This is a genomic window from Azospirillum agricola, assembly GCF_020005195.1.
Lineage (GTDB): Bacteria > Pseudomonadota > Alphaproteobacteria > Azospirillales > Azospirillaceae > Azospirillum > Azospirillum agricola.
Map to the genome: position 1 here is coordinate 137,340 of NZ_JAIFZR010000007.1, position 17,061 is coordinate 154,400.

General features: G+C 72.4%; 16 protein-coding genes. 10 read left to right on the forward strand and 6 right to left on the reverse strand.

The features are described 5' to 3' along the window. The first annotated feature begins 8 nt into the window (after positions 1 to 8). Complete coding sequence (locus tag JN22_RS30625) at positions 9 to 1,592, forward strand: fatty acyl-CoA synthetase (RefSeq protein WP_085557703.1); 1,584 nt, start codon at positions 9 to 11, stop codon at positions 1,590 to 1,592. Further along, complete coding sequence (locus JN22_RS30630) at positions 1,592 to 3,412, forward strand: acyl-CoA dehydrogenase C-terminal domain-containing protein (protein ID WP_085557704.1); 1,821 nt, start codon at positions 1,592 to 1,594, stop codon at positions 3,410 to 3,412. Before JN22_RS30625 ends, JN22_RS30630 begins: the two co-directional genes overlap by 1 nt. Positions 3,413 to 3,591: 179 nt before the next feature. On the opposite strand, the gene JN22_RS30635 is transcribed toward JN22_RS30630, so the two are convergent. The 3 genes from JN22_RS30635 to lptF form a co-directional block, all read right to left on the reverse strand. After that, on the reverse strand, positions 3,592 to 4,116 hold the full coding sequence (locus JN22_RS30635; RefSeq protein ID WP_085557705.1) for a flagellar biosynthesis regulator FlaF: 525 nt from the start codon (positions 4,114 to 4,116) through the stop codon (positions 3,592 to 3,594). A 92-nt stretch (positions 4,117 to 4,208) separates the two neighbouring features. Beyond that, positions 4,209 to 5,237: a glycosyltransferase family 9 protein gene (locus tag JN22_RS30640; protein WP_085557706.1), complete on the reverse strand. Its 1,029-nt coding sequence runs from the start codon at positions 5,235 to 5,237 to the stop codon at positions 4,209 to 4,211. An 11-nt stretch (positions 5,238 to 5,248) separates the two neighbouring features. Then, positions 5,249 to 6,403 carry an LPS export ABC transporter permease LptF gene (gene lptF, locus JN22_RS30645; RefSeq protein WP_085557707.1) on the reverse strand — a complete coding sequence of 385 codons (1,155 nt, stop codon included), beginning with the start codon at positions 6,401 to 6,403 and terminating at the stop codon, positions 5,249 to 5,251. A gap of 160 nt (positions 6,404 to 6,563) precedes the next feature. On the opposite strand from lptF, the gene JN22_RS30650 reads away from it, so the two are divergent. The 8 genes from JN22_RS30650 to JN22_RS30685 all read left to right on the forward strand — a co-directional run bounded on the left by JN22_RS30650 (position 6,564) and on the right by JN22_RS30685 (position 14,695). Next, on the forward strand, positions 6,564 to 8,753 hold the full coding sequence (locus JN22_RS30650) for an O-linked N-acetylglucosamine transferase, SPINDLY family protein (protein WP_085557708.1): 2,190 nt from the start codon (positions 6,564 to 6,566) through the stop codon (positions 8,751 to 8,753). Between the two features lie 237 nt (positions 8,754 to 8,990). Next, a complete protein-coding gene (locus tag JN22_RS30655) occupies positions 8,991 to 9,233 on the forward strand; it encodes a hypothetical protein (RefSeq protein ID WP_143268905.1) in 243 nt (80 codons plus the stop codon). Between the two features lie 74 nt (positions 9,234 to 9,307). Beyond that, a complete protein-coding gene (locus JN22_RS30660; RefSeq protein ID WP_085557710.1) occupies positions 9,308 to 10,081 on the forward strand; it encodes a glycosyltransferase family 2 protein in 774 nt (257 codons plus the stop codon). Positions 10,082 to 10,257: 176 nt separating this feature from the next. Then, the gene (locus JN22_RS30665; protein ID WP_223677991.1) at positions 10,258 to 10,980 is read left to right on the forward strand and encodes a hypothetical protein; all 723 of its coding nucleotides are present in this window, start codon (positions 10,258 to 10,260) and stop codon (positions 10,978 to 10,980) included. Positions 10,981 to 11,075: 95 nt separating this feature from the next. After that, complete coding sequence (locus JN22_RS30670) at positions 11,076 to 11,585, forward strand: hypothetical protein (protein WP_179166314.1); 510 nt, start codon at positions 11,076 to 11,078, stop codon at positions 11,583 to 11,585. Then, positions 11,573 to 13,099 (forward strand): hypothetical protein, encoded by a 1,527-nt coding sequence (locus tag JN22_RS30675; RefSeq protein WP_085557711.1) that lies wholly within the window; start codon positions 11,573 to 11,575, stop codon positions 13,097 to 13,099. The genes JN22_RS30670 and JN22_RS30675 overlap by 13 nt, the downstream gene beginning before the upstream one ends. 22 nt (positions 13,100 to 13,121) lie before the next feature. Further along, on the forward strand, positions 13,122 to 14,303 hold the full coding sequence (locus JN22_RS30680; protein ID WP_085557712.1) for a type II secretion system F family protein: 1,182 nt from the start codon (positions 13,122 to 13,124) through the stop codon (positions 14,301 to 14,303). A gap of 20 nt (positions 14,304 to 14,323) precedes the next feature. Continuing rightward, on the forward strand, positions 14,324 to 14,695 hold the full coding sequence (locus JN22_RS30685) for a hypothetical protein (protein WP_085557713.1): 372 nt from the start codon (positions 14,324 to 14,326) through the stop codon (positions 14,693 to 14,695). A 22-nt stretch (positions 14,696 to 14,717) separates the two neighbouring features. Here JN22_RS30685 and JN22_RS30690 read toward each other — a convergent pair whose 3' ends face one another. The 3 genes from JN22_RS30690 to JN22_RS30700 form a co-directional block, all read right to left on the reverse strand. After that, positions 14,718 to 15,239 carry a lytic transglycosylase domain-containing protein gene (locus JN22_RS30690; RefSeq protein ID WP_179166315.1) on the reverse strand — a complete coding sequence of 174 codons (522 nt, stop codon included), beginning with the start codon at positions 15,237 to 15,239 and terminating at the stop codon, positions 14,718 to 14,720. A 91-nt stretch (positions 15,240 to 15,330) separates the two neighbouring features. Continuing rightward, complete coding sequence (gene hmgA, locus JN22_RS30695) at positions 15,331 to 16,647, reverse strand: homogentisate 1,2-dioxygenase (protein ID WP_085557715.1); 1,317 nt, start codon at positions 16,645 to 16,647, stop codon at positions 15,331 to 15,333. Further along, on the reverse strand, positions 16,644 to 17,036 hold the full coding sequence (locus tag JN22_RS30700; protein ID WP_211099717.1) for a Rieske (2Fe-2S) protein: 393 nt from the start codon (positions 17,034 to 17,036) through the stop codon (positions 16,644 to 16,646). Before JN22_RS30700 ends, hmgA begins: the two co-directional genes overlap by 4 nt. Positions 17,037 to 17,061: the final 25 nt, after the last annotated feature.

Below are 17,061 nucleotides of genomic sequence, written 5' to 3' on the forward strand. Positions count from 1 at the left end.
AACACGCAATGCCTCAGGATGGAATCGTCCAGGACGAGATCGTCGCGGCGCGCGGCACCAGCATCGGCGGCGCCCTGGCGCGCGCGGCGCGGCGGTACGGCGACCGCACCGCGCTGCGCTGCGGCGAGCGGGAATGGAGCTTCGCCGGGCTGCACCGCGCCGCCCGCCGCGTCGCCCGCCGGCTGGGCGACCTCGGCCTGCGGCCCGGCGACCGGGTCGCCGCCTTCGGGCGCAACTCCGACGCCTATGTGGTGGCGTGGCTCGGCTGCGCGATCGGCGGCTTCATCCATGTGCCGGTCAACTACGCCCTGACCGGGGAGGAGCTGTCCTACATCCTCGGCCAGTCGGGCGCCCGGCTGGTGCTGCACGACGCCGAGCTGGCAGAGACGCTGGCCGGGGCGAGCCGGCGGGGCGAATGGGCGGCGACGCTGGCGGGTGCGGAGGGGAGTGCCGGCACCGCCGGCGCCTTCGACGTGCTGACGGTGGCGCTCGACGACACCGCGCCGGATCTGGCGGCCGCCCCCCTCATCGGCGCCGACACGGTGGTGCAGCTCCTCTACACCTCGGGCACCACGGCGGCGCCCAAGGGCGCCATGATGACCCACGGCAGCCTGCTGGCCGAATACCAGAGCTGCATCCACGACTGCCGGCTCGACGGCACCGACCGCGCGCTGGCGGCGCTGCCGCTCTACCACTCGGCGCAGATGCACGTCTTCCTGATGCCGCTGCTGCTGGTCGGCGCCTCCAGCCTGCTGATCCAGGCGCCGGCCCCCAAGCTGTGCCTGGAACTGATCGAGCGCCACCGCATCACCTCCTTCTTCGCGCCGCCGACCGTCTGGGTCAGCCTGCTGCGCCACCCGGATTTCGACGCGCACGATCTGGGTTCGCTGGAGAAGCTCTATTACGGCGCCTCGATCATGCCGGTGCCGGTGCTTCAGGAACTGCGCCAGCGGCTGCCCAGCGCCAAGCCCTACAACTGCTACGGCCAGAGCGAGATCGGCCCGCTCGCCACCGTGCTGGCCCCCGACGAGCACGAGGAGCGCCCCGCCTCGGCCGGCCGCCCGATCCTCAACGTCGAGACCCGCGTGGTCGACGCCGACATGAACGATATGCCGCCCGGCCAGCACGGCGAGATCGTCCACCGCTCGCCCCAACTGATGGCCGGCTATTGGGGCAAGGAGACGGAGACGGCGGAAGCCTTCCAGGGCGGCTGGTTCCATTCCGGCGACGTCGGTTATCTCGACGAGTCCGGCTTCCTCTACATCGTCGACCGCATCAAGGACGTCATCAACACCGGCGGCGTGGTGGTCGCCAGCCGCGAGGTGGAGGAGGCGCTCTACACCCACCCGGCGGTCGCCGAGGTGGCGGTGGTGGCGTTGCCCGACCCGAAATGGATCGAGGCGGTGACCGCCTTCGTCGTCCTGCGCAGCGGCCAGACCGCCACGGGCGAGGAACTGGTGACCCATTGCCGCCAGCACCTGGCGCCCTTCAAACTGCCGAAGACCGTCCATTTCGTCGAGTCCCTGCCGCGCAACACCGCCGGCAAGCTGCTGAAGCGCGAGCTGCGCCGCAGCCACTCGGAACCCGCCTGATGACCGCCTACCAGCCGCCGCTGCAAAGCCTGCGCTTCCTCGTCCACGAGGTGCTGAAGGCCCCCGCCCTCCTCGCCGACTCCGGCTGGGAGGAGGTGTCGCCCGAGCTGTTCGACGACGTGCTGGCCCAGGCCGGCCGTCTGGCGGCCGACAAGCTGGCGCCGCTCAACCGCTCCGGCGACGAGGAGGGCGCGCGGGTCGAGGCGGGCCATGACGGTGGTGGCGTGCGCATGCCGGCCGGCTTCGCCGCCGCCTACGCGGCGTGGCGCGACGGCGGCTGGATGGGGCTGGCCGGTGATCCGGCTTACGGCGGGCAGGGCATGCCCTTCCTGCTCGACGCGCTGGTGACCGAGATGGTGTGCGCCGCCAACCTCGCCTTCAGCGTCACCCCCGGCCTGACCCAGGGCGCCATCCGCGCGCTCGCCGCCCATGGCGACGCAGCGCTGAAGGACCGCTTCCTGCCGCCGATGATCGCCGGGGAGTGGACCGGCGCCATGGCGCTGACGGAGCCGCAGGCCGGCACCGACCTCGGCCTGCTGCGGACCCGAGCGGACCCGGCGGCCGAGCCGGCCGGCGACGGCGGCTACCGGCTGACCGGCCAGAAGATGTTCATCTCCTCGGCCGACCACGACCTGACCGGGGGCGTCCTGCATCTGGTGCTCGCCCGCCTGCCCGGCGCGCCGCCCGGCACGCGCGGCATCAGCCTGTTCGCCGTGCCGAAGCGGCTGGAAGACGGCAGCCGCAACGGCTGGTCGGTGCTGTCGGTCGAGCACAAGATGGGGCTGCACGCCTCGCCGACCTGCGTCGTTTCCTACGAGGGCGCCGTCGGCTGGCTGGTGGGAACGCCGCACCGCGGGCTCGCCGCCATGTTCACGATGATGAACCACGAGCGGCTGTTCGTCGGTATCCAGGGCATCGGCATCGGCGAGCGGGCCGCGCAGGCGGCGCTGGCCTACGCGCGCGACCGCGTGCAGGGGCGCTCCTCCGGCGGACCGTTGGGCGGACCGTCGCGCCCCGATCTCCCGGCCGATCCCATCCTCGACCACCCTGACGTGCGGCGGATGGTTCTGACCGCCCGCGCCGTCACCGACGCCGGCCGGGCGCTCGCCGCCTGGACGGCGCTGTGGCTCGACCGCGCGGCGAAAAGCGGGGATGCCGCCGTCGCCGAGGAGGCGGAGGATTGGGCGGCGCTGCTGACCCCGGTCATCAAGGCGGCGGGCACCGATTTCGGCTTCGAGGCGGCGCTGCTCGCCCAGCAGGTGATGGGCGGCCACGGCTACATCCGCGACAACGGGGCGGAGCAGCTCGTCCGCGACGTGCGGGCGACGCAGATCTACGAGGGCACCAACGGCGTCCAGGCGCTCGACCTCGTCGGGCGCAAGCTGGCGCTGCACGGCGGTCGCCCGGTCGCCCGGCTGCTCAAAGCCGTCGAGGATGCGGCGGGGGATCTGGCGTCGGAGCCGGCGACCGCCGCCCTGGCGAAGCCGCTGCTCGACGCGCTGGACAGGCTGCGCGCGGCCGTCGCCTGGGTCGGCGCGGCGGAGCGCGGCCCGCTCGACCCGGCGGCCGGCGCCACCGACCTGCTGCGTCTGACGGCGCTGGTCGCCTATGGCTGGATGTGGGGGCTGATGGCCACGGCGGCGGCCCGCCGGCCGGAAGGTTACGACGCGGCTTTCCTGGACGCGCGGATCGGCCTCGCCCGGTTCTTCATGCAGAGGATGCTGACGGAGGCGGCGGCGCTGGAAGCCCGCATCCGCGACGGCCATGCCAACCTGTCCGGGCCGGGTTTGGAGGGTGATCTGCCCGGCCTCGACGGATAGGGCAACCGGGCGGGAGGCATCCCCCTCGCCCTCGCCTGCTCTCGTTCACGTCATGACCGGGCTTGTCCCGGTCATCCACGGGCGCACTCCGAGAGCCCGCTTGGAATTTGCGCGTGGATGCCCGGCTCAAGGCCGGGCATGACGGGTCACGGGTGTGTCAGGACTTTCGCCCGGCGGTATCAGATCGAGATGCGCAGCGATTCCCGGTTGACCGGCGCGCTGTCCGGCGTGCCGGCCGGAGCCATCGGCGGGCGCGGCATCGCACCGGCGGCCGGGCGCAAACCGGCCGGACCCTGCGGGGCCGGCGCCTGGGATGCCGCGGCCTGCTGGGCCGCCTGCTGGGCGATGAACTCGCCCTGCGCGGTCAGGCCGCTGGCGACGGCGCGGTTGACGCTGACCAGTGTTTCGAGCTTGTCGAAATCCAGGTCGATCAGGCGGGCGGTCGTCTCGCGGTCGACCAGCAGCGACAGCGCCGCGATGTTGGTGCGGACCTCGGGCGGGTGCCCGCAATCCTCTTCCGTGATCGCCGCCTGGAAGATCGTCCACAGCCGCTGGTTCAATTGCAGGGCGGCCTGAAGCGCCTCGGCGTCCCTGGCGTGTCCGGCGGAGATCAGGCGACGCGCGGCCTCGGCCAGGGCCCACGCCTCGACATCCCGCGGATTGTCCGAGGTCGGCTTGTTGGCGTAGGTGGGAGTCGGCTTCATTCCAAACCCTCAAAGGAGGCGGACCCATGCGGACGCGGACGGACTGCCCCCGCTCGTTCATGCCCGAAGTGTGGGTGATCCTCCGGGTTTTGTCAACGCGACGGGGTTAATTCAGACGGCCTGTAAGGGTTTGCCGCGACATGATCACAGCCGCCGGCCCCGCCGCAACCGGCCAGCAGGGCTCGGGCGGCGTCGATCACCACCGCCTCGGCGATGCCGTCCATCAGGCCGCGCGCGCCGGGGTCGGCCGCCACCCGGCGCAGCAGCTCATCGCGCGGCATGGTGCCGGTCACCGCGCGGGCGCGCGGTCCCCAGGGGCCGTAGGTTTCCGGAAAGCCCGGCCCAAACAGCCCCAGCGTCGGCACCCCGGCGGCGGCGGCGATGTGCATCAGCCCGCTGTCGTTGCCGACATAGAGTGCCGCCCGCGACAGACAGGCGGCGGCGGCCATTGGGTCGGTGCGGCCGGTCAGGTCGATCGCCTGCCCGCCCAGCGCCTCCAGCAGCGGCCGGGCGCGCTCGCGCTCCGGCCCGGCGGCCAGCACGGCGACGCGGGCGCCGGGCAGCGGCCCGTCGGCGGCGGTCAGGCGGCGGGCGAGCGCGGCGAAGCGCTCCGCCGGCCACTCCTTGCCCAGCCAGTTGGCGGTCGGCCCGATCGCCAGCAGGGGCGCGCCCGGCGGCAGCCGGTCGGACGGCAGCAGGGCGTCGGCCTCGGCCCGCGCGCGCTCGTCGATCCACAGGCGCGGGGCCGGCGGCGGCGACAGGCCGAGCACGGCGGCGATCTCCTCGACCTTGTGCATCGGCCGCGCCGCCTTGGCGTGGAAGGCGCGGCGCCGGGCCGGCACCAGCCGCCCGACCGCCGAATTGCGCAGATCGACCACCAGATCCCAGCGCGTGCCGACGCAGTCCAGCCACAGCCGCAGCCAGTGGCGGGCGTAGGAGCGCTTGGCCATCGGGATCAGCCGCTCCAGCCCCGGCACGGCGCGGAACAGCGGCGCCGGCAGCGGCCCGCAGGCGATGGTCAGCCGGGCGTCGGGAAAGCGCTCGGTCAGGTGGCCGAGCAGCCCGGTGGACAGCACCGCGTCGCCCAGCCGGTTGGAGGTGATGAAGAGGATCCGCCTCACGGCTCCGCTCCTCACGGCCCGGCCCCGGCGGCGGCGCCCGTGGTGGAGGCCGGTGGCGGCCCGGCGTTGCGCCCCGGCTTCAGCCGCAGGCCGCGCGACATCACCCAGAGCGCCGGGACCACCGTGACCAGCGGCAGCGCGTACATCAGCGGCACGAAGGGCGTCATCTTGCCGGCGAGGCTGGTGAGCCCCAGCGCCGCCGCCTGGAGCCCCATCACCAGCAGCACCGCGATGGTGACGCGCGAGGACTGGCCGCGCCGGTTGAACTCGCCGGACAGCAGGGCGGCCAGCGCCACCGCGGCGTAGGCCAGCGCCAGCAGGGGCGAGGAGAACCGGTGGTGCAGCTCGGCGATCAGGCCGCGCCGCATGCGGTCGTCCTGGGCAATGATGGCGTTGGGATCCATCAGCTCGGCGGTGGAGCGCTCGCGGGCGTCGGGCCAGCGCTCGGCCGCCGCCGGGGTCAGCACCTTGAGGTCGACGGCGTAGCGCTCGAAGAAGAGCTGCGACAGCCGCCCGGTCTTGCGGTCCAGCTCCTGCCGGTTGCCGTCATAGACGACGAAGCGGGCGCCCTCCGGCCCGGTCAGCATGACGGCGCGGTCGCCCATCACCGTCACCGGCTTTTCCGGAACGCGGTCGTCGTGGATCAGCACCTTGTGCAGGTTGCCCTCGCCGTCGCGCTCGCGCAGGAAGACGCTGAAGCGCTCGCCGACCTCGTTGAAGACGCCCTCGCGCAGGAAGAGCTGCGAATAGTCGCTGCGCACCGCGTATTCCATGCGCACCAGCTCGCGGTGGGCGGCCGGCGTCACCCAGACGTTCAGGGTGTAGACCACCACCGTCACCCCCAGCGCCAGCGCCAGCGCCGGCTGCGACAGCGAGAAGGGGCCGACCCCGGCGGCGCGCATCACCACCAGCTCGCTGTCGGTCGCCATCTTGTTGTAGGTGAACAGGATCGCCCCGACCAGCGCCAGCGGCAGCACGATCCCGAGGAAGGTCGGCACCGTCAGCAGCAGCAGCCACAGGAACATCCCCATCGGCGCGCCGGCGCTGACCACGATCTCGATCAGCCGCAGCGACTGGCTGAGCCAGATGGTCAGGGTCAGGCCCGCGGTCGAATAGAGCGTGGCGATCAGGAGATTGCGGAACAGGTACCGTTGCAGTCGGTTCATGGGCCTTGGCCGGGAGAAGCTCGCGCGGCAAGCTGACCATCTCCGCCCGCCGGGTCAAGTGCGGAAAACCGGGACCTTTCCCGCCCCCCGGAATCCGCCGCGGCGGACCATGGCGGAAATCTGTGGCGCACGCCCCGCCCGGCCGGTTAGACAGGGCGCCATGGCGACGATCCAAGAGGCGCTGAACGCGGCGCTGGCGCACCATCAGGCCGGCCGGCTGGGCGAGGCGGCGGGGCTCTACCGCGCCGTGCTCGACGCCGCCCCCGGCCACGCCGACGCCTCCCATCTGCTGGGCGTCGTCCATCTCCAGGCCGGCCAGCCCGCCGAGGCCGAGGCGCTGATCCGCGCCGCCATCCAATCCGACCGCCGCGCCGCCGCCTACCACGACAACCTCGGCAGCGCGCTCAAGGCCCTGGGCCGGCTGGAGGAGGCCGCCGCCGCCCACCGGCAGGCCATCCGCCTGAACCCCGGATTCGCGCAGGCGCTCTACAATCTGGGCAACGCGCTGGACGCGCTCGGCCGGCGGGAGGAGGCGGTCGCCGCCTACCGGCAGGCGGCGGCCCGGCGGCCCGGCTACGCCCGCGCCCGCTTCAACCTGGGCAACGCGCTGGCGGCGCTCGGCCGCGACGACGAGGCCGCCGAGGCCTACCGCGCCGCCATCGCCGACGACCCCGGCTTCGTCGAGGCGCACGCCAACCACGGCGCCCTGCTGCTGGCCCGGATGCGCCCGGCCGAGGCCGGCGCGGCGTTCGCCCGCGCGCTGGCCCTGCAACCCGACCATGGGCCGGCGCTCGCCAACCGGGCGTCGGCCCTGCTGGCGCTCGGCGACAACGCGCGGGCCGACGACGCCGCGCGCCGCGCCGTGCTGGCGCAGCCCGGCGTTGCCGAGACCTTCCTGCGGCTGGGCGAGGTTCGCCAACGGGCCAACCGGCTGGACGAGGCCGCCGGCATCTACGGCGCCGCCCTGGCGCTCGACCCCGCTCTCGCCGAGGCGCATGCCAACCGGGCGCTGGTCCGCCAGACCCAGGGCCTGCTCGACGCGGCGGAGGCGGGCGACCGGCGGGCGCTGGTCCTGCGGCCCGACCTTGCCGAGGTGCGCTCCAACCTCGCCTATCTGGCGCTGTTCCAGCCGGACGCGAGCCTGGGCGGCGCGCTGGAGGTTCACAAGGACTGGGACGCCGCCCACGGGGCGCCGCTGCGCGCCGGGTGGAAACGGCACAAGGTGGCGCCGCTCGCCGGCGGCAAGGGGGGCGCCGCGCGGCCGCTGACGGTCGGCATCCTGTCGGGCGATTTCCGCCGCCACCCCGCCGGACAGTTCGCCGTCCGCACGGTGGAGGCCCTGCCCGCCTTCGGGGTCCGCCTGTTCCTCTACGCCAACCAGCCCGAGAGCGACGACCTCACCGCCCGCTTCCGCGCGGCGGCGGAGCGCTGGGTTCCCGTCGCCGCGCTGTCCGACGCGGAGCTGGCCGACCGCATCCGCGCCGACCGTCCGGACGTGCTGATCGACCTTGCCGGCCACAACGCCCGCAACCGGCTGGGAGTCTTCGCCCGCAAGCCGGCGCCGTTGCAGGTCGCGTGGTCGGGCTACATGGCGACCACCGGGCTGGCGGCGATGGACGCGCTGGTCGCCGACCGCCACCATGTCCCGGATGGGGCGGACGCCTTCTACGTCGAGCGCGTCCTGCGCATGCCCGACGCCTTCATCGCCTACGACCCGCCGCCCGGCGTTCCGGAGCCGGGACCGCCACCCTGCCTGTCGGGCGCGCCGGTGACCTTCGGCTTCTTCAACATCCTGACCAAGCTGAACGGCGCGGTGCTCGACGCCTGGGCGGCCATCCTGGCCCGCCTGCCGGATGCGCGCCTGCTGATGAAGACCAAGGCGCTGTCCTGCCCGGCGACCGCCGCCCTGTGGCGCGGCCGGCTCGCCGCCGCCGGCATCGCGCCGGACCGGGTGACGATGCTCGGCGCCACCTCCAGCCTCGACCACATGCGCCACGCCGCGTCGATCGACGTGGCGCTCGACCCTTTTCCCTACAGCGGCAGCACGACGACGCTGGAAACGCTGTGGATGGGGGTGCCGGTGATCACGCTGCCGGGGGAAACCTTCTCCAGCCGCCACTCGCTGGCCTTCCTGACGGTGGCCGGGGTGGAGGGGTGCGTCGCCCGCGACGCGGAGGAGTATGTGGAGCTGGCGGTCGGCTGGGCACGCGACCCGGCGCGGCTGGTGGCCCTGCGGCGGGACCTGCGCGCCCGCATGGCGGCGGGGCCCCTGTGCGACGGGCGGACGCTCGCCGGGCATCTGGCCGCCGCCCTCGCGCGGGAGGTCGGGCGCCTCGCCCGCCTCGCCTAGAGCGGATCGCGTAAAACCGGAATCGGTTTGGAGCGTGAATCCGCTCGTCATCAAAAGGCTAAAGTTTCGTGCGTTTCTTATTAAACGCACGAAACTTTAGCGCCGCCGCCGGTCCGGTCGGCGGTCTTCATGAATTCGTGTCGTAATTGTCATGCATCCCACGTTGTAACCGTTCCAGATTGGGCGCATCATCCCCTTATATGCGGTGCAATGAAGCAGCGCGAATTCGAGGGGCCGATGTTCGATCCGTCCGCAATCCGCCGGGCAATCGATGAAGTGGAACGGGTGGTGGCGGCCACGCCGACCGGCGCCTCGTCCCCCCGCCCGAACGGCGGCCCCGCCTTGGGCAAGCTCTACACCGTCTACGCGCAGAGCGTGCTGACCGCCCACGGGATCATGGTGGATCTCGACGAGCTGTGCTGCCAGAGCTGCCGGTCCTGCCCGCCCACCCACTGCATCCGCGACCGCGGCCGGGGTTGACGGACGCTGGGGGACCGGCGGCGGCGTGCTATGATACGGGGCACCATCAAGGCGAAACCCGCGCAGGACCGGCCATGGCCTCCCCCTCTTCCGCATGTCACCCGTCCGGCCCCCTGGTCAGCGTCGTCACGCCCACCTGGCAGCGCGAGGATTTCCTGTCCCGGCTGCACGCCCGCATCCAGGCGCAGACCCATGGGGCGATCGAATGGCTGGTCTTCGACGACAGCCCGCGCCCGTCGGCCTATCTCCAGCCGCTGGCCGGACCGCGGCTGAAATACTTTTACTCTCCCAGCCGCTACGCCATCGGCGAGAAGCGCAACATCCTGGCCGAGCACGCGACCGGGGAAATCATTCTTCACATGGACGACGACGATTTCTACGCCCCGGCCTATGTGGAACGCATGGTCGGCTGGCTGGAGCAGGGCTTCGATCTGGTCAAGCTGTCGGGCTGGTTCCTGCACAGCGTCGTCCACGACCGCTTCGGCTATTGGGACACCGCGCGCGGCGGCTCGCACCACCGCTGGGGCCGCACCGCCTGCGAGTGGGTGGAGGCGGCGGACGCCCCGCCCTCCCCCGACAATCTGGACGGCTACGGCTTCTCCTACGCCTACCGGCGGGCTCTGTGGCAGGCGGTGCGCTTTCCGCCGGTGAACGCCTGCGAGGACGCCCCCTTCGTCCAGGCGGCGCGCGAACGGTTCCGCGTCGGCGCCTTTCCCGACGCCGAAGGGCTGTGCCTGCACACGCTGCACCCCCGCAGCACCAGCCTGTGCCTGCCGCAGTACGAGTTGCCGCCGGTCCTGCTCGAACGCCTGTTCGGACCGCAGGTGCTGGCCTACACCCAGGGGTGAGAAGCGAAGGCGATAAGGACCGGGACAGCGGAAGCCCGGCCGTTGTCCCGGCCTTTGCTGTTGACCATCAGCGGCCGGCACCATAAACAACTGCCAATACTCGGCCTTTCAGAGTATTGTCGGCGGGAAAGCGGCGTACCGCTTTTGGGAAGAGGCATCGGAAGGCAGGTTCGTTCTTGGGTGACGGCGGGCTGGCGGCCAATGTTCTGTACGGATTTCTGGAGGGGGTGGAGCGCCGCGACGCGCTCGCCTACGCGCGCTCCTTCGCCCGCCGCACGCTGAAGACCTCCGAGCGCTGCTGGTACGCCGTCGAGCCGCTGTGGACCGGCTACCTCTACGAGATTCACGAGGGCGGCCCCGGCCGCTCCTTCCTGCCCGACCTCGTCACCGAACTGGACGCCAACCCCGGCGGCATCGCGCTGGTGCCGTCGGGCCGCCGGGTGTTCGAACTGACGGTGCGCAACGGCCGCCCGGTCGGCGGCCTGCTGCCCGAGGCGAAGAGCCGGCAGGTCCAACTCCAGATGGCGGCGATGCGGCCGACCGCCAAGGTCGATGGCCGCGCCTATGGCCTCGTCATCCCGCCCTGGGTGACGGCCGACCAGGTGCGGCTGCGCACCATCCGGCCGACACGGCGGATGCAGCGGGTCGCCGCCCCGGTGTCGGTCCCGCTGGCCCTGTCGGCGGTCGGCTTCGCCGCCGGACTCGGCCTGCTGACGACGGGCGGCGGACTCTACTATTGGTCGCCGCACCGCGTGCCGCGCGCGCAGGTCCTGACCCTGGACCAGATGCCGCACCGCCAATGGGAGAAGGCGCTGGCGACCATCGGGCCGGACAGCTACGTCAGCAAGCTGGAATACCGCGACGGCCGCTGGACCATCGAAACCGCGACCGCCCGATGAAGGCCGTTTCCTTAAGGATTTCCGGGTTAGACGGGGCGTGCGGCGGAATTCCCTCCCCCGCCCGGTGGGGGAGGGTCAGGGTGGGGGCAAGCGCGATGAACAGACGGCCGACCTTGCGGGCATGCCTCGCCGCCGCGCTCCTGGCCGTGGCCCCGCTGGCGGCCGCCGTGGCGGAGGAAAGCCCCTTCCTGACGCCCAGGGAACGCCAGGAATCGCTGGAGGGCCGGCTCCAGCAGCGCATCGACCGCGCCGTCAACGGGCTGGAGGAGCGGCTGGCCAAGACCATGATCGACGCGCTCGACGGCAAGGCCCGCGACGGCGCCCTGCCCCAGGCGCTGGAGGACGCGATGGCCCGCCGCATGGCCTCGGCGGGCGGCGCGTCCGGCGGGATGGCCGGCAAGGCGCTTCCCGGTCCCGGCGGCGGCGCTCCCCGCCTGCCGCCGCTGCCCAACCTGGGCGGGGCCGAGCTGGTGCCGGCCGGCGCCACCTTCATCGGCTGCCTCGACGGCCGGGCCTTCTTCCAGGACCGCTCGGGCACGCCCTTCCTGATCGACCCGCGCGCCTTCCCGGCGGCACCCGGCGGACCTTCCTCATGCGCACGCTAACCCGTTCCCGGCTTCCCGCCGCCCTGGTGGCCGCCGCCCTGATGGCCTCGCTCGGGCTGGCGGCCTGCTCGCTGCCGGAGGTCGGCAACCTGCCGCCGCGCGAGACACTGGTCGCCGAGACCAGGCAGACGCTGACCGAGGATCCCTCCCCGCCCGTCACCGAGGTGCCGGTCAGCCGCGGCATGCTGGTGGCGCGCTCGCTGCGCGAATCCCTGCCGCCCAGCCTCGCCGCCCGCCGCATCTCGGTCAGCTTCCCGTCCGGCGAGAACACCCTGGAGCGGCTGTCCAGCATGATGGCCTATTCCGGCGTGCCGATGGCGAGCCGCTTCGAGGGCACCGACGGCGCCGCCATGCTGCGGCAGACGCTGCCCTTCCAGTCCTTCTCCGGAACCTTCACCGATCTGGCCGGCGTGCTGGAAACCGGCATGGGGGTGGTCGCCTGGTGGCAGAACGGGACGCTGTTCCTCAGCAACCGCGACCGCTTCGCCTTCACCGTGCCGCAGAACCAGGCGGTCATCGATTCGGTGATGAGCGACCTGAAGACGCTGGGCGCCACCGACATCACCCAGTCGCTGCGCGGCGGGCAGGTCGTCTTCTCCGCCGCGCCCACCGTCTACCGCGAGGTGATCCAGCCCTATGTCGACCGGCTGCACCGCAACATGGCGATGGTGCGCATCCAGCTCGCCGTCGTCAGCCTGGGGCTGACCGACCAGTCGGCCAGCGGCTTCGACTGGAACGCGCTGGCGCTCCAGTTCAACCAGTTGCCGTCGGGCACCACGACGACCACCAACGGCACGACGACGAGCAACGGCACCGTCATCAGCAATCTGGCGAACTCCCGGCAACCGCTGTCCTTCGACATCGCCAAGCCGGCCACCCTGCTGGGAGTCAACGGCGTCATCAACGTCGCCGGCGCCATCGCCTTCCTGTCGAAGTTCGGCCAGACCGACACCCGCCAGAACGTCGAGGTCCACACCCTGTCGGGCGCCGAGGTGACCCTGCGCAGCGGCCAGACCATCCCCTACGTGACCGGGGTCGGCGTCACCGCCGTCAGCGGCCTGTCCACCGCGACCACCGCTGCCAACTCCGCCACCACGCTCAACACGCCGGGCGTTCTGGGGTCGGCGCAGACCGGCACGGTGCAGACCGGCCTGACCATCAAGCTGACGCCGCACTACGACGCCGACACCCGGATCGTCACCGTCGACCTCAACCTGCTGCTGAACAACCTGATTGAGTTCCGCGACCTCAACGCCGGCAACCAGGTCGGCATCCTGACCCAGCCGGTGACGCAGGAGCAGGCGCTGAACGACATCGTCCGGGTGGTCGCCGGCAGCACGGTGGTGCTGGGCGGGTTGCAGACCGACAGCCGGGGCTTCAGCGGCAACCAGCCGACGGCGACGCGCGGCGTCATCGAGGAGGGCATCGGCAAGCGGGCGCAGGACATCGCCAAGGATGCCCTGTTCCTGATCCTGCGCCCGACCGTCACCGTCTTCCGCGAAGTGCCGAACTGAGGGAAAGAGGACCACCACCGCCATGGCGTGGTTCGAGGTCAGACTGATCGCCGACGGGCGGGTGCGCAGCCTGGAGGTCGAGGCCGCCGACGCCCCGGCCGCCCGCAACGCGCTGAGCGGGCGCGGCCGCGTCCTGGCCGTCCGCCAGCGCCGGAAATTCGGCGGCTGGGGCCGCCCGCTCGACCGCAACGAGCGGCACATCCTGTTCATCCGGCTGGCGGCGATGCTGGACTCCCGCGTCGGGCTGGCCGAGGCGCTGCGCCGCATCGCCGCCTCCTTCCGCGGCCGCATCCGCCGCACGGCGGAACGGATGGCCGACGCGGTCGAGCTGGGCGACGATCTGGCGGCGGCGATGCAGCGGCTGCCGCGCGACTTCCCGCCCAACCTCGTGGCCCTGGTCCGCGCCGGCGGCTTCGGCGAGGGCACGCCGGCGGCGTTGCGCACCGCCGCCAGCTTCGAGCGCCAGGTCGCGGGGGCGCGGCAGGAGTTCCGCTCCGGCCTGCTGCTGGCGGTGCTCTACGTGGCGATGGCCGGCGTGGTGATGGTCGGCACCTCGGTCTTCCTGACGCCGATCCTGCTCGACACCGAGGTGTTCCGCCGCGCCGGCGAGGAGGTCGATGTCGGCTGGGTCTATCTGCTGTCCGACGTGACGACCGGGCTGGTCGCCGTCCTGCTGGCCGCGCTGGCCGCGCTGGCCGCGCTCGCCACCGCCGGCCGGCGGCTGGCGCCCCGGCGGATCGACCGCCTGATCCTGGGCGTCCCGCTCTACCGCGACCTCGCGCTCGGCGTGCAGGGGCACGTGACCTTCCGCGAGCTGGCGCTGCTGGTCGGCGGCGGCGTGCCGATCGACCGCGCGCTGCGGCTGACCGCCGAGGGCGCGCCGCCCGGGGCGCTGCGCGCCGACCTGGAGGGGGCGACCGGGGCGATCGCGCTCGGCCTGCCCTGGACCGACGCGCTGCGCGGGCTGCACGGCACCGACCGCGCGGCGCTCGCCGCCGCCGAGAACCGCGCCGAGCTGGCCCAGACCCTGTCGGCGCTGGCCGAGCAGCACCGCGACCTCTACCTCCACGCGGTGGCGGTGACGGAGCCGGTGCTGCGCGGGCTGTCGGTGCTGGTGGTCAGCATCGCCGGAATCGTGCTGTTCGGCCTGACCATCATCCCGATCCTGCAATTGTCCGAACATATCGCGCGACAGCCCTTCTAGAGCCTGCCATCCTGCCCGCCATGTTCGAACCCGCCGCCGTCCGCATCGTCTGCATCGCCCTGCTGGTCCTGGGCGCTCTCTTCGGCGGCGCCGGGGTGGCCCTGCACATCCGTGGCCTGTGGCTGGCCGAGGCGGTCGCCGACGGCGCCGGGCAGACGGAGGCCTCCTGCCTCGCCGCGGCCCGCCGGGTCGGCGGCGAGGTGGCGCCGACCGCCGACGGCCTGCGCCTGACGATGGCGGACACCGCCGACCAGCGCACCGCGCTGACCGACGCCACGGGCCTGCTGGCCTTCTGCCCGGACATGGAATTGGCCTATTTCTGCATGGGCAAGGCCTGCGGCACCGACGGCAAGGTCGCCATGCGGATGGAGCTGCGCCGCGCGGGGTCTTGAGGAACTCAGGCCACCGCGCCCGTCACGGCTGGATGGACAGCGCCTTCGCCGCCTCGACGATGCGGCGCAGATACTTGGCGTGATGCTCCGGCGTGCGGCTGTGGTAGTTGCCGACCGCCGTCCAGAACCGGTCCCAGCCCACCGCGTCGATCTCGCGCCGCAGGATCCAGGCGGTCACCCGGACGTTGTAGCAGGCGTCATGGGTCAACGCCTGCCGGATCGCCGCCGGGGGCACGCGGCCGGCGGCGATCACCGAAAACCAGATGCTGTTGATCTGGCCCGGCCCGCAATCCTCGGTCCCGTTGCTGTTGGCCGAGCAGGCGCCGGGACTTCCCCCCTCCACCGCCAGGATCAGCCGCAGGGCGTCGACCGGCACGCCCCACTCCTCCGCCGCGTAGGCCAGGCACAGCGGCGGCACCGCCTCGATCCCCGCCGGTGTCCGCCCGGCCAGCGCCGGACAGGCGGATCCCACCATGGCGGCGGCCAGCAGGGCGCCAAGCCCGATCCCCGTCTGCCGCAACCGTCTGGCGAATCCCGTCCGCACGCTTCCGCTCCACCGTTCGCCGAGCAGAAAAGACGATTCCCGCTAAGATATCTTTAATTCACTCGACCGCCTCACCCTCCGCCGCTTCCCGTCACCGCCGCGTCGGGTCGAAGCGGCGTTCGAGCCCCTGCCAGCAACGGTAATATTCGTGCTGGAGCTGCGCCGTCTCCAGCGCGTGGCGGGTCGGGCGGATGACGGCGCGGGTCTCGATCATGAAGGCCATGGTGTCGGCGATGCGCTGCGGCCTGCCGGTGTCGGCGGCCGTCGCCTTGGCGAAGGTCTCGGCGTCCGGGCCATGGCCGCTCATGCAGTTGTGCAAAGACGCGCCGCCGGGCAGGAAGCCCTCCTCCTTGGCGTCGTAGACCCCAACGATCAGCCCCATGAACTCGCTGGCGACGTTGCGATGGAACCAGGGCGGGCGGAAGGTCTCCTCCTGCACCAGCCAGCGCGGCGGGAAGATGACGAAATCGACGTTGTCCACCCCCGCCGTGTCGCTGGGCGATTGCAGCACCAGGAAGATCGACGGGTCGGGGTGGTCGAAGCTGATCGAGCCGATGGTGTTGAAGCGCCGCAAGTCGTACTTGTAGGGCGCGTTGTTGCCGTGCCACGCCACCACGTCCAGCGGCGAATGGCCGATGCGGGCGGTCCATAGCTTGCCAAGGAACTTGGCGACCAGTTCGAAATCGCCCTCGACGTCCTCGTACCAGGCCGTCGGGGTCAGGAAGTCGCGCGGGTTGGCCAGCCCGTTCGAGCCGATGGGGCCGAGGTCGGGAAGCTGGAACGGGGCGCCGTAATTCTCGCAGACATAGCCGCGCGCCGCGCCGTCCGGCAGTTCGACACGGAAACGGACGCCGCGCGGGATCACCGCGATCTCCTGCGGCTCGACCTCCAGCACGCCGAATTCGGTCGCCAGCCGCAGCCGGCCCTGCTGCGGCACGATCAGCAGTTCGCCGTCGGCGTCGTAGAAGAAGCGGCCAGTCATGCCACGGTTGGCGGCGTAGAGATGGATGCCGCAGCCGGTCTGCGCTTCCGGCCCGCCGTTGCCGGCCATGGTGACCAGCCCGTCGAGGAAGTCGGCGGGCGCCTCCGGAATCGGCAGCGGATCCCAGCGGAGCTGGTTGGGCGGGGCCGGCACCGCGTCGAAGACGCTGAGCAGCCGGCCGTTGCCGCGGGGCCCCTCCAGCGGCTCGAAGGGGTGATGCACCGCCGCCGGTCGGATGCGGTAGAGCCAGGACCGCCGGTTGCGGGCGCGGGGGGCCGTGAAGGCGGTGCCGGAGAGCTGCTCGGCGTAGAGCCCGTAGGGCGCCCGCTGCGGCGAGTTGCGCCCGGCCGGCAGGGCGCCGGGCAGCGCCTCGGTGGCGAACTCGTTGCCGAAGCCGGACTGGTAGGTCGGTGCGCTGGTGGTCATGCCGGATTTCCGATGCGAAGCTGGCCACGTTCGTCGATATGGACGGGTACCGCCGTCAGCCGGCAATCCGGTGTCGCCGGGCCGGCACCGGGGCCGGAGAGCGGACTCCCGTCCTCCACCGCGAACTCGGCGGCGTGGTTCGAGCAGATCAGCCGCCGCCCATCGCCGCTGACCACCCGGTCGTGCCGGTAGGTCAGCGGCAGCCAGACATGCGGGCAGGCGTTGACGTAGGCGCGGGCCTCACCACCCCGGTGGACGACCAGCAGCGAGAAGACCCGTCGCCCCTCGCCGAAGCGGAACTCCCGCACCCCGCCGTCGGGAATGGCGTCGAGCGGACCCAGCGGGGTTCCCGGCGCCGGGGCGTTCGGGTCCCGGCGCCAAGCCTCCACGGATTCCACGGCCTCCGCCGGCGGG

Coding starts and splice junctions, on each gene's coding strand:
- JN22_RS30625 (WP_085557703.1), top strand. CDS start 9: ATGCCTCAGGATGGAATCGTCCAGGACGAGATCGTCGCGGCGCGCGGC.
- JN22_RS30630 (WP_085557704.1), top strand. CDS start 1,592: ATGACCGCCTACCAGCCGCCGCTGCAAAGCCTGCGCTTCCTCGTCCAC.
- JN22_RS30635 (WP_085557705.1), bottom strand. CDS start 4,116: ATGAAGCCGACTCCCACCTACGCCAACAAGCCGACCTCGGACAATCCG.
- lptF (WP_085557707.1), bottom strand. CDS start 6,403: ATGAACCGACTGCAACGGTACCTGTTCCGCAATCTCCTGATCGCCACG.
- JN22_RS30650 (WP_085557708.1), top strand. CDS start 6,564: ATGGCGACGATCCAAGAGGCGCTGAACGCGGCGCTGGCGCACCATCAG.
- JN22_RS30655 (WP_143268905.1), top strand. CDS start 8,991: ATGTTCGATCCGTCCGCAATCCGCCGGGCAATCGATGAAGTGGAACGG.
- JN22_RS30660 (WP_085557710.1), top strand. CDS start 9,308: ATGGCCTCCCCCTCTTCCGCATGTCACCCGTCCGGCCCCCTGGTCAGC.
- JN22_RS30670 (WP_179166314.1), top strand. CDS start 11,076: ATGAACAGACGGCCGACCTTGCGGGCATGCCTCGCCGCCGCGCTCCTG.
- JN22_RS30675 (WP_085557711.1), top strand. CDS start 11,573: ATGCGCACGCTAACCCGTTCCCGGCTTCCCGCCGCCCTGGTGGCCGCC.
- JN22_RS30680 (WP_085557712.1), top strand. CDS start 13,122: ATGGCGTGGTTCGAGGTCAGACTGATCGCCGACGGGCGGGTGCGCAGC.
- JN22_RS30685 (WP_085557713.1), top strand. CDS start 14,324: ATGTTCGAACCCGCCGCCGTCCGCATCGTCTGCATCGCCCTGCTGGTC.
- hmgA (WP_085557715.1), bottom strand. CDS start 16,647: ATGACCACCAGCGCACCGACCTACCAGTCCGGCTTCGGCAACGAGTTC.